General features: G+C 66.7%; 9 protein-coding genes and 1 rRNA gene. 2 read left to right on the plus strand and 8 right to left on the minus strand.

All coding sequences use genetic code 11. The features are described 5' to 3' along the window. Positions 1–157 precede the first annotated feature (157 nt). From ASE67_RS12320 to ASE67_RS12355, 8 genes are all read right to left on the minus strand, one after another. A complete protein-coding gene (locus ASE67_RS12320) occupies positions 158–844 on the minus strand; it encodes a response regulator transcription factor (RefSeq protein WP_055761403.1) in 687 nt (228 codons plus the stop codon). Then, entirely contained in the window at positions 844–3,519 is a 2,676-nt protein-coding gene (locus ASE67_RS12325) for a sensor histidine kinase (RefSeq protein WP_055761407.1), read from the minus strand. The genes ASE67_RS12320 and ASE67_RS12325 overlap by 1 nt, the downstream gene beginning before the upstream one ends. Continuing rightward, a complete protein-coding gene (kdpC, locus tag ASE67_RS12330; RefSeq protein ID WP_055761410.1) occupies positions 3,519–4,100 on the minus strand; it encodes a potassium-transporting ATPase subunit KdpC in 582 nt (193 codons plus the stop codon). The genes ASE67_RS12325 and kdpC overlap by 1 nt, the downstream gene beginning before the upstream one ends. A gap of 11 nt (positions 4,101–4,111) precedes the next feature. Further along, positions 4,112–6,148, minus strand: coding sequence for a potassium-transporting ATPase subunit KdpB (gene kdpB / locus ASE67_RS12335; protein ID WP_055761414.1), 2,037 nt, complete (start codon positions 6,146–6,148; stop codon positions 4,112–4,114). An 11-nt stretch (positions 6,149–6,159) separates the two neighbouring features. After that, positions 6,160–7,863: a potassium-transporting ATPase subunit KdpA gene (gene kdpA, locus ASE67_RS12340; protein ID WP_055761418.1), complete on the minus strand. Its 1,704-nt coding sequence runs from the start codon at positions 7,861–7,863 to the stop codon at positions 6,160–6,162. A 13-nt stretch (positions 7,864–7,876) separates the two neighbouring features. Further along, positions 7,877–7,966 carry a K(+)-transporting ATPase subunit F gene (gene kdpF / locus ASE67_RS12345; protein WP_055761421.1) on the minus strand — a complete coding sequence of 30 codons (90 nt, stop codon included), beginning with the start codon at positions 7,964–7,966 and terminating at the stop codon, positions 7,877–7,879. A gap of 110 nt (positions 7,967–8,076) precedes the next feature. Beyond that, entirely contained in the window at positions 8,077–8,934 is an 858-nt protein-coding gene (locus ASE67_RS12350) for a TorF family putative porin (protein ID WP_055761424.1), read from the minus strand. A 196-nt stretch (positions 8,935–9,130) separates the two neighbouring features. Continuing rightward, complete coding sequence (locus ASE67_RS12355; RefSeq protein WP_082457092.1) at positions 9,131–11,140, minus strand: S9 family peptidase; 2,010 nt, start codon at positions 11,138–11,140, stop codon at positions 9,131–9,133. A 327-nt stretch (positions 11,141–11,467) separates the two neighbouring features. On the opposite strand from ASE67_RS12355, the gene ASE67_RS12360 reads away from it, so the two are divergent. Continuing rightward, positions 11,468–13,426, plus strand: a complete 1,959-nt coding sequence (locus ASE67_RS12360) for an AAA family ATPase (protein ID WP_055761430.1) — start codon at positions 11,468–11,470, stop codon at positions 13,424–13,426. Between the two features lie 551 nt (positions 13,427–13,977). Next, positions 13,978–14,063 (plus strand): 16S ribosomal RNA (locus ASE67_RS12365); the annotation flags it as partial.

Consider the following 14,063-nt stretch of genomic DNA (forward strand, 5'->3'; position numbering starts at 1 on the left):
GCCAGTACTGCGATTCGAAGGCTGTCCGGTGACGGTTCGGTGACATGCGAAGACGTCGTTATTTCATCTTCGCTTCATGTTTGGCATTTTGCAATATTCAGGAAGAATACGCCAAGTGCATCACCGGTATAGCCTGTATCGCCACACATTTATTTACTCAGGTGTCGGTTCTCAGGCGATATCCGACGCCGAGCTCATTGGCGATGACGCTGCCAACCGGATCGGGTACTTCGAGTTTCTGGCGCAGGTTACGGATAATGATGCGCAGATATTCGATGCGCGGGTCTTCATCGCCGCCCCAACAAGAGGTGAGCAGCCGTTCATGCGTCACGATCCGCCCGATATGGCGGGCAAGCTGGGCCAGCACGTCATGTTCCTTGCGGGTCAGATGCACCTCCACCCCGCCGCGCAGCACGATGCGCCGGTCGAGATCGATGCGCAGGTCGCCGCGTTCGATGATCTGCGGCGCTGGATCGTTTGCGCGGCGATGGCGCAGCGCGACGCGCAGCCGGGCCAGCAGTTCCTCGGTATCGAACGGCTTGGTCACGAAATCGTCGGCGCCAAGGTCGAGGGCCGATACTTTCTCCTCCACCGCGTCGCGGGCGGACACGACCAGCACGACGGCATCGCCGTGTGTGCGCAGCAGCGGAATGATGCTCAGCCCGTCGCGGTCGGGAAGGCCGAGGTCGAGCAGGATCGCATCGGGCCGCTCGGCCGCTGCAACCTGTAGCGCGTCGCGGCCATTGCCCGCCTCGACCACGGCATAGTCGGCCCGGACGAGTGTGTTGCGCAGCAGGCGGCGGATGGCGGGTTCGTCGTCGACGATCAGGATCTTCGCGGGCATCAGTGGTCGGCCCCGGTCGGCAGGTCGCGCAGCAGCGACGCGGGCGGGAACAGCAGGGAGAATATCGCGCCCTCGCCATCGGCGCGGTTGGCGGCGGTGACGCTCAGCCCCATCGCCTCGGCAAATGCCTTGACGATGGCGAGGCCCAGCCCGGTGCCGCCGACCGATCGGTCGGTGCCTTCCAGCCGGGTAAAGGTATCGAACACGCGTGCCTCCTGTCCGGGGGGCAGGCCCGGTCCCTGGTCGCGCACCGACAGGCTGATCTCGCCATAGCGATTGCGCCCCTCGATCACGATTTCGGTCCCCGGATCGGCATAACGCCCGGCATTGTCGAGCAGATTGAGCAGGCAGTGGTGCAGCAGCTGCGGGTCGACCCGTACTAGCGGCAGGTCGGGCGGCACGTCCAGTCGGACGTCATGCCCCTCCAGCGCGCCGCGCGCATCGTGCGCGGCACCCGCCACCGCATCGCTCAGGTCGGTGGCCTCCACCTTCAGCCGGATCGCGCCGGCCTCTACGCGCGCCATGTCGAGCAGGTTCGATACGAACCGGTTCAGCCGCGCCGATTCCGACCGGATCGTGCCGACCAGTTCGGGCGTGACGCCGTGCGAAAGCTGGTCGGCGGCGACCATGACGGCGGTCAGCGGCGTGCGCAGGTCGTGGCTGACCGACGACAGCAGCGCCGCGCGCAACCGGTCGCGGGTCCGCACCGCGTCGACGTCGCGCATCTCCGCCTGCAGTCGCAGCCGTTCGAGGACGAGCGCGGATTGGTCGGCAAGGCTGGAGAGCAGCGGCAGCTGGTCGGGGCGGACGGGATTGCCACCGGTTTCGTTGGCGATCGCGAGCACGCCCACTACCCGTTCGCCGGCCTTCAGCGGGTGGAACAGCCATTCGGAGGCGGTGAGGGTGCCCGATCCCTTGCCCGCCGGGGTGCCGGTGTCATAGGCCCAGTTCGCGGCGGCATGGTCCATCGTGTCGAGGCGATAGGCCGGGTCGGTCGCGGCGAGGATGCCGATATCGCGGCCCCCTTCCGGCCCCAGCAGCAGCACCTGCACCCCCAGCAGCCGGCGTACATCGTCGCAGATCATCTGCGCGGCGGCATCGATGTCGTTGACGCCGGCGATCTGGCGCAGGAATCCGGCCAGGGTGGCGTTGGTGCGCGCGCTGGCGGCGGCAAGGTCGGCCTGCGCCCGCACCCGCGACGTCAGCTGGCTGGTGACGACCGCCACGCCGAACAGCACCACGACCGACACGATGTTTTCGGGATTGCTGATGCTGAGCGTGCCGACCGGCGGCAGGAAGAAGAAGTTGTAGGCAAGGCTGGACGCCAGCCCGGCGAACAGCCCGGTGCGCAGCCCGTGCAGGCTGGCCGCGACCATCACCGGCAGCAGGTACAGCATGCCGATATTGCCGAGTTCGAGGATGTGGAACAGCGTGCTGGCAATCGCGGTGATCCCCGCGATCATCGCCGTGGTGATCGCATAACCGCCGGCCGTGCCCCAGCCGGGCGACGGCCGCTGTCGCACAGGTTCGCGCGGGGCTTCGCCGGTAACGGGCAGGACATGGACCGTCACCCCCGGCGTATCGCGCACCAGCCGGTCGACGACCGATCCGTGGCGCAGTTCGAACCAGCGTGACCGGTTCGATTTGCCCAGTACCAACTGCGTCGCGCGGGCATCGGTCAGGAAGCCGCGAATCCCCTCCACCACGTTGGGCGCAGGCACGGTGGCGACCGCGGCACCCAATTGCGTCGCCAGCGTCATCGTCGCCGCCACGCGGGCGTGCTGCGCAGGCGAGAACGCAGCGGTGCGCGGGGTTTCGACGAACAGCGCGGTCCACGGGCCATGCAGGCCGTCGGCAACGCGCTTGGCCGCGCGGACCAGATTGTCGGCGCCGGGCAGTTCGTTGATCGCGACGACGATCCGGTCGCTGCCGGCCCAAGTGCCGCCGAGCCCCAGTGCGCGCACATCGTCGAGCATCCGTGCATCGACCGCCTGCGCCGCGCGGCGCAGCGCCAGTTCGCGCAAGGCGGACAGGTTGGATTTGGAAAAGAAATGGTCGAGCGCCCGCGTCGCCTCCTGCGGCAGATAGACCTTGCCCGCCTTCAGCCGGTCGATCAGCTCGTCGGGCGGAATGTCGACCACCTCCAGCTCGGCGGCTTCGAGGATGCTGTCGGGCACCGTTTCGCGGACGCGGACGCGGGTGAAGCTGGCCACCACGTCGTTGAGGCTTTCGACATGCTGGATGTTGAGCGTCGAATAGACCGAGATGCCCGCCGCCAGCAGCTCCTCGACATCCTGATAGCGTTTGGGATGGCGGCTGCCGGGCGCATTGGTGTGGGCGAGTTCGTCGACCAGCACGAGGCGGGGGCTGCGCGCGAGGATGGCGTCGATGTCCATCTCGCCCAGCGTCCGGCCTTCATAGGCGATGTCGCGGCGGGCGATGATCTCGTGGCCGCGGGTCAGCGCCTCGGTTTCGACCCGGCCGTGCGTTTCGACGACGCCGACCACCACGTCGACTCCGTCGCGTTTGCGCGCCGCCCCTTCGGACAGCATCTCATAGGTCTTGCCGACCCCCGGTGCTGCGCCGAGGAAAATCTTCAGCCGCCCACGCCCTTCCTGCGCGGCGGCGCGCAGCAGGGCGTCGGGGTCGGGACGGTGCGGGTCGGCTGCCGGCATCAGCGCGGGGCAGGGGCCATGCGGTCCAGCGCCTGGTTGAGCGCGAGGACGTTGACGGTGGGATCGCCGAGGATCGAGTCATCGCTCTGCTTTTCGATCAGAGTGCGGACGGCCTCGACCCCGATGCCGCGCACGCGGGCGATGCGGGGGGCCTGTGCCAGCGCGGCGGCTGGCGACAGGTCGGGGTCCAGCCCCGAACCGCTGGCGGTGACGAGGTCGGCGGGCAGGGCGCCGGTGACGCCTGCATCGCGCTGCTTCGCGACATCGGTCGTCACCCGCTCGATCAACGCCTTGGACGTCGGGCCGAGGTTCGATCCGGACGAGGCGAGCCCGTCATAGCCCTTGCCGGCGGCCGAGGGGCGCGTCTGGAAATAGCGGTCCGTGGTGAACGCCTGTCCGACGACGCTCGACCCGACCACGCGGCCGGTCGTGTCGCGGACCAGGCTGCCGTTCGCCTGTGCCGGGAACAGCGCCTGTCCGATCCCGGTCATCGCCAGCGGATAGCCAAGGCCGAGCAACGCGGCGAACAGCAGCGTCATCACGATGGCCGGCCGCAGCGCGGAGGAAAAATCCTTGTTCATGTCCGTCTTCCTTACGCCAGGCCGAGGCCGCTGACGACGATATCGATGATCTTGATCCCGAAAAACGGCGCGACGAGGCCGCCCAGACCATAGATGGCGAGGTTGCGCGACAGCAGCGGTCCCGCCGCCATCGGCTTGTAGGTCACGCCCTTCAGCGCCAATGGCACCAGCATCGGGATGATGACCGCGTTGAAGATGATCGCCGACAGGATCGCCGATTGCGGCGAGGCCAGCCCCATCACGTTCAGCACGCCCAGGGTCGGGTAGAGCGCGACGAACATCGCCGGGATGATCGCGAAATATTTCGCAACATCGTTGGCGACCGAAAAGGTCGTCAGCGCCCCGCGGGTCATCAGCAACTGCTTGCCCAGCCCCACGACCTCGATCAGCTTGGTCGGATCGCTGTCGAGGTCGACCATGTTGCCAGCCTCGCGCGCCGCCTGCGTGCCGGTATTCATCGCCACGCCGACATCGGCCTGCGCGAGGGCGGGGGCGTCGTTGGTGCCGTCGCCGCACATCGCGACCAGCTTGCCACCGGCCTGTTCCTTGCGGATCAGCGCCAGCTTGTCCTCCGGCGTCGCCTGCGCAAGGAAGTCGTCGACCCCGGCTTCGGCGGCGATGGCGGCGGCGGTCAGCGGGTTGTCGCCGGTAATCATCACCGTGCGGATGCCCATCGCCCGCAGCTCGCCGAAGCGTTCGCGGATGCCGGCCTTGACCACATCCTTCAGGAAGATCGCACCGAGCAGCCGCCCGTCCATCGCGACCGCCAGCGGCGTGCCGCCCGCACGAGCGATTTCGTCGGTGATGCGGCGCAGTTCGGTGGCGGCGGCGGTTTCGCCCGATCCGGCATTGGCGCGCAGAATCGAATCGACCGCCCCCTTCTGGATCAGTGAACCACCGACCTGGACCCCCGAAATGCGGGTCTGGGCGGTGAAGGGAATGACCTCCGCGCCGGCGGGCAGTTCGGTGATCGCCACGCGGAACCGGTCGCGGGCGAGGACGACGATCGAGCGCCCCTCGGGCGTTTCGTCGGCCAGGCTGGCGAGCAGCGCCGCTTCGGCCAGTTCGGCCTCGCTGGTGCCGCCGACCGCGCGGAACTCGGACGCCTGCCGGTCGCCGATGGTGATCGTGCCGGTCTTGTCGAGCAGCAGCACGTCGACATCGCCCGCCGCCTCCACCGCGCGACCCGACTTGGCCAGCACGTTGAACCGGACCAGCCGGTCCATGCCGGCGATGCCGATCGCCGACAGCAGCGCGGCGATGGTCGTGGGGATCAGGGTGATGAGCAATGCGGCGAGGATCGCGACCGGGATATTGCCGCCGGCATAGCTGGCGAAGCCCGGAACGGTGGCGACCGCGATCAGGAAGATGATGGTGAGGCCGACCAGCAGCAGCGTCAGCGCGATTTCGTTCGGGGTCTTCTGCCGCTCGGCCCCCTCGACCAGCGCGATCATGCGGTCGAGAAAGCCCTTGCCCGGCTCGACGGTCACGCGGACGCGGATTTCGTCGGAGATGACGCGGGTGCCGGCGGTGACGGCGGAACGGTCGCCGCCCGCCTCGCGGATCACCGGCGCGCTTTCGCCGGTGATCGCCGCCTCGTTGACCGAGGCGACGCCCGCCACGACCTCGCCGTCCGACGGGATCAGGTCGTTGGTTTCGACCAGCACCACGTCGCCGACGCTGAGCGCGCTGGCGGGGACATTTTCATACTCGCGCCCGTCACCGCGCAGCCGCTTGGCGGTCAACTCCGCCTTGGTCGCGCGCAGCGACGCGGCCTGCGCCTTGCCGCGCCCTTCGGCCAGCGCTTCGGCAAAGGTGCCGAACAGCACGGTCAGCCACAACCATACGACCAGCTGCAGCTTGAACCCGGCGGTCAGGCCGTCGTTGCCGACGACGAGCAGGATGGTGAGCAGCGCCGCGACGGCCGCCGTCACGAACATCACCGGATTGCGCACCAGTTCGGCCGGGTGCAGCTTGACGAACGATGCCTTGATCGCCGGCACGACCAGATCGGCCGTGAACAGGCTCTTGCTTTGGGATTTCGCCACGATGGGCCCCCTTAGAAGGATTGACCGCGGATCATCGCGAGATGATCGGCGATGGGACCGAGCGCGAGGCTCGGCAGGAAGGTCAGGCCGCCCAGTACCAGGATGATGCCGACCAGCAGCCCCACCCACAGTCCGCCGGTCGTCGGGAACGAGCCCGAGCTTTCCGGCGTGTACTTCTTGGCCGCCAGACTGCCGGCGATCGCCAGCATCGGCACGATCACGAAGAACCGGCCCAGCCACATCGCAACGCCCAGCATCCCGTTATACCAGGGGGTGTTGGCGGTCAGACCGGCAAAGGCCGACCCGTTGTTCGCGACCGCGCTGGTAAAGGCGTAGAGGATTTCGCTGAACCCGTGCGGCCCCTTGTTGAGGGGGCCAGCCAGCCCCTGGTCGAGCACCGATGACAAGGCGGTGAGGCCGAGGATGGCGAGGGGCAGGACGGCGATGGCCAGCACCGCCAGCTTCACTTCGCGCGCCTCGATCTTCTTGCCGACATATTCGGGCGTGCGCCCGACCATCAGGCCGGCGACGAACACCGCGAGGATCGCGAAGAGCAGGAAGCCGTAGATACCCGCACCCACGCCGCCGATCACGACCTCGCCCAGCTGCATGTTGAACAGCGGGATCAGGCCGCCGAGTGCAGTATAGCTGTCGTGCATCGCATTGACCGCGCCGCATGACGCCGCCGTCGTGATGACCGTGAACAGCGAGGAGGCAGCGATGCCGAAGCGGACTTCCTTCCCCTCCATATTGCCGCCCGCGACGCCCAGCTGGTGCAGCATCGGGTTGCCGGCAGCCTCCGCCCAATAGGCGACGGTCGTTCCGGCAAGGAAGAGGATCATCATCGCGGCGAGGATCGCCCAACCCTGCCGCGGGTTGCCGACCGCCTTGCCGAAGGTCCAGGTGAGGCCGGTCCCGATCACGAAGATCGACAGCATCTGGATGAAGTTGGTCAGCGCGGTGGGGTTTTCGAACGGATGTGCCGAATTGGCGTTGAAGAAGCCGCCACCATTGGTGCCGAGCATCTTGATCGCTTCCTGGCTGGCGACGGGGCCGAGCAGGATCGACTGGCGCGCGCCCTCCAGCGTCTGGACATCGACGACGCCGGCCAGCGTCTGCGGCACGCCGCTGGCGATGTAGAAGATCGTCAGCGCGATGCACAGCGGCAGCAGCAGGTAAAGCGTGATGCGGGTGACATCGGCCCAGAAATTGCCGATCGCCTTGGCCTCGCGCCGGGCAAAGCCGCGGAAGAGGGCAAAGGCAAGCGCGATGCCGGTCGCTGCCGACAGGAAGTTATGGATGGTCAGCCCCAACATCTGGGACAGGTTCGACATGGTGCTCTCGCCACCATAGCTTTGCCAGTTGGTGTTGGTGGTGAAGCTGATCGCGGTGTTGAACGACAGATGCTCGCCGACCGCCGCCAGCCCCTGCGGGTTGCCCGGCAGCACCGCCTGCAGGCGCAGCACGGCATAGGTGAAGAACATCAGCACCGCGTTGAACACCAGCATGTGCACGGCATAGCGCCGCCAGCCCTGTTCCTGGGTCGGGTCGATGCCGGACAGGCGGTAGAAGCCGCGCTCGACGGGGCCGAGCAGGCGGTGGAGCGGGGTGCGGCGCCCTTCGTAAAGTGCGTGCAGCCAGAGGCCCATCGGCTTGGCGAGTGCCAGCAGGATGCCGACAAAGCCAAGGATCAGGAGCCAGCCCTGAATGGTCATGAAACCGCTCCCTTCAGAAGCGTTCGGGGCGGATCAGTACCGCCACCAGATAGATGAGCAGCCCGAGCGCGGTGATCGCGGCGAGCCAGAGGTCGAGGGTCATTGCCGCCCCCTCACGCGTTGTCGCACAGGCGGACATAGGCGAGCGCTAGCGCGACCAGTCCGACCATGATGGCGACCCAGAGCAGATCCTGCATGGCTGTCTTCCCTGTGTCAGAAGGCTGCGGTCAGCGCGACGACGACCGTCCCGCCGGCGATGTTGCCGGTGCCGTCCTGTCCCCGGCTGAAGCTCGGGCGCAGATAGGCGGCGTCGCGGTTGGAAATGTCGGTGTCGACATAGCTGACGTTCAGCGTGAGGTTGCGATAGGTCGCGTCCGTGCCCACCGACCAGTCCCAGTAGCTGCCGGTCGGCGACACGGCGGTGGCGTTCGGGCCAAGACCATCCTGACCCCAGCTATGGCCGATATGCGCCTTCGCGGTGATTGGGCTGCCGGTGACGGGCAGGGCGGCATCGCCCCACAGGTACAGATTATCGTCCTTCGCGCCCGGCCGGGTATAGACGCCGCTGGCCGCATCGGCACCGGTCGCATACCATTTGCCGATCGCCTGCTGCTTTGGCGCATAGGCCGCCCCGGCGGTCAATGTCGTCGGGCCGGCGGTGCCAGTCAGCTTGGCATAAGGCTCGGCAAAGTCGGTCTTGTCCGCGCCGCCGGGATAGACATACCAAGTGAGGCCGACGTCGAGTGTCGCGCCATCGGCGATCGCGGTCTTGTATCCGGCGATCAGGTCCAGTTCCATGTTCGCGCCGCCGAAGGTGCCCCATCCGGCCAGGTTCGACGCCCAGGTGCCGATATAGGCGCCGCTGTCATGGGCGATGGTGATCCCGCCCTGCACCGCCATTTCCTGGTCCGACTGTGACACGCCGCGAAAGCGATAGTCGGAGGCGATCGCGGCCGACCCGCTGATGGTTACGGCGGCTGGCGGGTCGGTCGGCTCGGGTGCGGTCTGCGCATGCGCGGCGACCGGGAATGCTGCCAGCACGACGGCGATGGCGGCAGGACGGAACTTCATGGTTGCTACCCCTATGGCGCGGCATCCGTCACACGACGAAGCCTTACGGGGTGCGCGATTAGGCGCAGGGGGCGTAGCAATTCGAGAGCGATTCCCGGCAATCGCATAGTGCTGGCATATAGTGGCGGCTACCGTCGCCGGACGGGTGCCGATCCGGACGCCGCCACGCCGGGGCGCGGCGGCGTATCGGGGAGCGTCAGTTGCCCTTGGTTCCGGTGGCGGCGGGTACGCCCTCAATGCTGCCGGCCTTCACCTGTGCGGTCGACGCGGCGAGCGCACCGCCGATCGGTTCGGCCCGGCCGCCGAGGCATTTCGCGAGGAAATTCTCGGTCACGGCATTGAACGCGATGTTGTTCGCCGGGCGCGCGAACCCGTGCCCTTCATCGGGGAAGACGACATAGGTGACGGGGATTTTCCTTGCCTGCATTGCGGCGACGATCTGGTCGCTTTCCGCCACGTTGACGCGCGGATCGTTGGCGCCCTGTCCGATCAGCAGCGGCCGTTTTATCGCATCGGCGTAGGTGAGGGGGCTGCGTTCCTTCAGCAGCGCCTGTCCCTCAGGCGTGCCCGGATCGCCCATCCGGCGATACATCTGCTGCTTGCCGGCTTCCCAATAGGGCGGAATGGTCTTGAGCAGGGTGAACAGGTTCGACGGCCCGACGATATCGACACCGCAGGCAAAGGCATCCGGCGTCATCGTCAGCCCGGCAAGCGTCGCATAGCCACCATAGGAGCCGCCCATGATCGCAACCTTGTCCCGGGTCGTGACGCCGCGCTTCACCGCCCAATCGACCGCATCGAGCAGGTCGTCGTGCATCTTGCGGCCCCATTGCTTGTCACCGGCCTGGACGAACTTCTTCCCGAAGCCGGTCGAGCTGCGATAATTGACCGACAGCACCGCATAGCCGCGATTGGCGAGCCATTGGTGATAGGCGTTGAAGCCATAGGTGTCGCGCGCCCATGGGCCACCATGGACGAGCAGGACCATCGGCGTCGCGGCGGTCGCGCCCTTCGGACGGGTGAGGTAGCTGACCATCGACAGCCCGTCGCGGGTCGGAATGTCGACCGCCTCCATCCCCACCAGCGGCGCACCGACCAGATCGGGGCGGGGGGTGTAGAGTTGGGTCAGCTTGCGAGCGCGCCGGTCATACAGCCAGGTGGACGACGGTGCGCTGACCGGATCGAAGGTGACCAGCCACTTGTCATCGGCATTGGTGCGGCTGCCGATGTAGAATTCGCCCTTGTCCTGCGCCTTCAGGAAGGCGAGGTCCGCCTTCACCGCATCGCCGACCGGGACATATTCGTTGCGGTGGAAATAGACCGAATAGGCTTCGATCACGCCGGTCGTCGGATTGGTCAGCCCGCCGCCCACATCGGCACGATCGCTGGAGCCGATGGTACTGAACTTGCCGGTCGCCATGTCCTGCGCCAGCAACGCCCGCGTGTCCCGCCCACGCGCGTCGGTCCAGTACAGCGTCTTGCCATCGACCGTGAATCCGAGCGGGCTCGTCGAGGAGGCATCCTCGTAATCGACGCGGGTGAACGGGGTCGCCTCCACCTTGTTGTCGACCACGCGGTAATAATCGATGCCGCTGTCGGGGCGCGGTTTGGCGACGATGCGCACGCGCAGCTGATCGTCGGTCACGAAGTCGGCATAGCCGTCATTCTGGAACACCGGGGTCAGCTTGCCGGTGGTCAGGTTCAGCTCCTGCACGTCGTGCCAGCGCGGGTCGCGATTGTTCACGCCGATCAGGATGCGGTCCTTGATCGTGTCGGACATGCCGATCACCTGCACCGTGGTCTTTTCGAACGGGGTCAGCGCCTTTTCCTGGCCGGTCGTCAGGTCGACGCCATAGAGCAGGAAATTCTCGTCGCCGCCCTTGTCGTTGACGAAAAGGATCTGTCGCGAATCCGGCGCCCAGAAATAGGAGCGGATCGGCCGCTTCGTCTCGGCGGTCAGCGCACGGGCGTCGGCCGGTCGATCGACCGGCGCGACCCAGATGTTCTGCACCCCATCGCGCGGGGCGATAAAGGCCAGCCATTTGCCATCGGGCGACAACTGCCCGGCGGTACGCACCGGATTGCCGAACAGCTTGGTCCGCTCGATCACCGGAACGCCCGGCCCCGGTGCCGCCGCGTGGGTTGCCCCCGCCAGCCCCGCAACCGCCACGCCAGCCAACGCACCCCAAAATGCTACCTTGCGCATATCATCCCCCGACAATGTGTGTTGGCAGTACATCACACATGCCGACAGCCAACAAGGGGATCGCGGCGGCCACCGGATTGCGAGCGCAACGACGTCATGCTATCGGCCATGCCGTCCGCAGCGGAATGCGGACGTTACGGAGACGTACCTTGTTCGACCTTGCCGCCCATCGCGGTGCACGGGTCGGCGGTCTCCGGCCTTTCGCGTAAACGTCCCACGACGTCTGCGGCGGGCCGGCATCCGCCCCCGCCGCATCTAACCTTCTTCTAAAGGAATGCCGTCGCTGCGCTGCGTTGCGAGCGGGGGCGATAGACGCGTGGAACCGACATGGACGAACTGGATATCGTTCGGGGCATGATGCTCCGGACGGCGGGCGCGTTGCCCGCCACGGCACCGCTTGCCAAGGCGCTGCTGCAATGGGCGCAGCCGCATGGCCCCTGGCTGGCACCCGATACGCAAGAGGAACTGGGCTGGGACGTGCTGGTGACGGCGCTTTCCGCGCCACGGGGCGCATCGGTGCGGACGGAGGCGTTGGCGCTGGCCGAGATGCTCGCGCGGTCGCTTGCCTTGTCGCCGGTCGATGCCGCGTTGCTGCGGCTGATGGTCGCGTGCGACCGCCTGCCGCGCGTGGGCAGTCTTGCGCGGTTGCTCAGCCTGCACGGCCACGACCTGCCGCACCTGCTGGGCAGCCTGGCCGGGGCGGGGCCGGAGGACGCCGAGCGTGCGGCGCGGCGCAGTGCGATCACCCGGCTCGGACTGGCATCGTTCACCACGAACCGCGAGGGCGAGGCGGATATCGGCATCCGCTGGACGTTGCGGCGTTTGCTCGACCGGGCGCCGCCGTCGGAGGAGGCGATGCTCGAGACGCTGGTCGGCATGCGGCAGACGGCGACGCTCGACCTGGCAGCGTTCGCTCATGTCGAACCGGTCGACTTTCTGGTCCGCCTGCTGCGCGGTACGCTGTCCGCCGGGGCGGCAGGGATCAACATCCTGATCTATGGCCCACCCGGCACCGGCAAGACCGAACTGGCCCGTACGCTGGTCAATGCCGTCGGCGCGACACTCCACGGGGTCGGAGAGGCGGATGAGGATGGTGATGAACCCACTCGCTGGGAACGGGTGACGGCGCTTGCCCTGGCGCAGCGGCTGCTCGGCGGGCGGGGGCCGGCGGTGCTGCTGTTCGACGAAATGGAGGACCTGATCGGTGATGCCAGTCCGTCGTCGGGCGGCGACTGGGTGGATCGGCGACAGGGGAGCAAGGTGTTCGTCAATCGTCTGCTGGAAACCAACCGGGTGCCGGTGATCTGGACGACCAATGCTATCGGCAACGTCGATCGCGCGATCCTGCGCCGGATGAGCTTCGTCCTGCGGCTGGACCTGCCGTCGCGCGCGTCTGCAGCGGCGATGCTCGATCGGGTCGCGCGCGAAGAACAGGTGACTCCCGGCGCTGCCTTCGACACGTTGCTGAACATCGCCCCGGAAGCGGCCACGGTGCTTCGAACCGCGACACGTGCCGGGAAACTGGCGGGGGAGACGGATGGCGTCGTTGTCGCGGCAGAAGCGCTGGTGCGCGCGATGCGTGGCGGCACCCTGCCTCCACCAGAGCCGACGGCATTCGACCTCACGCTGTTCGAGACCGATCGGCCGATCGATCGCTTGTTCGCTGCCTTGGCGTCGAAGGGGGCGAACGACGTGTCGCTCCTCCTGACCGGGCCGCCCGGCACCGGGAAGACGGCATTCGCTCATCATCTCGCACGGGCGCTCGACCGGCCCCTGCTGGTCAAGCGGGCGTCCGACCTGTTGTCGAAATGGGTGGGCGAAACGGAGGCGCAGATCGCCGAGGCGTTCGCCGAAGCGCGCCGGCGGGAGGCTGTTTTGCTGTTCGACGAAGCGGATTCGCTGCTGTTCGATCGCGCCACCGCCCGGACGAGTTGGGAGGTGGGGCAGGTCAACGAGCTGCTGACATGGCTGGACCTGCATCCGTTGCCGGTGGTCGCGGCCACGAACCACGAAGCTGGCCTCGACCCCGCGACGCTGCGCCGGTTCGTCTTCAAGCTGCGCCTACAGGCGCTTGGCCCCGAACGATCCGCGGCGGCATTCCTGCGGTTCTTTGGCACGCCGGCTCCTACGGCGCTGGCAGAGGTCGATGGTTTGACGCCGGGGGATTTTGCTGTGGTCGCGCGGCAACTGCGCTACTCGCCGGCGGCAGGCGCGGCGGAACTGGTCGAATTGCTGAAGGCGGAGGTTGCCGCAAAGCCGGGCGTTTCCGCTCGGCTGGGGTTCTGATGCCGTCCGCCGGAACGCGATGTCGAAGGGTGTCGCGTTCCGGCTCCCGCCGGGCATCGAAGGGGGAAATCGCAAGCGGGATGACATTTGTGGAACTTTTTTGCGAAACTTTGTTGACAGCAGAGCCGACCCCCCGTAGAGGGCTGTTCACCGGACGGGGCGAGTTACTCGCTTCTACCGAGACACTGAAAAGGCGAAGCAAGTGCCCTTCCAAAAGAGGGGTAGCGAAGCGACGCCGGTTTCTTTGTCTGGATCTTTGAAATTGTTGATGAGATGAAGGGACATGTGGGCGGCGGCTTGCGGTCTTGCGCATTCAAGGTGCGTGATGATCGTTTTAAAGCTAAGTCGGCTCNTCTTTGAAATTGTTGATGAGATGAAGGGACATGTGGGCGGCGGCTTGCGGTCTTGCGCATTCAAGGTGCGTGATGATCGTTTTAAAGCTAAGTCGGCTCATATGTCTTATTACAACCACCATATTGTAATGTGCAGAGCCGGCTCCTTGAAGTGAGCCGAGTGCATCGGGTTATTCCACCTGGTGTATTTGGAACATCAAACTTGAGAGTTTGATCCTGGCTCAGAACGAACGCTGGCGGCATGCCTAACACATGCAAGTCGAACGATGCTTTCGGGCATAGTG

The organism is Sphingomonas sp. Leaf23 (assembly GCF_001421585.1).
Classification (GTDB): Bacteria; Pseudomonadota; Alphaproteobacteria; order Sphingomonadales; family Sphingomonadaceae; genus Sphingomonas.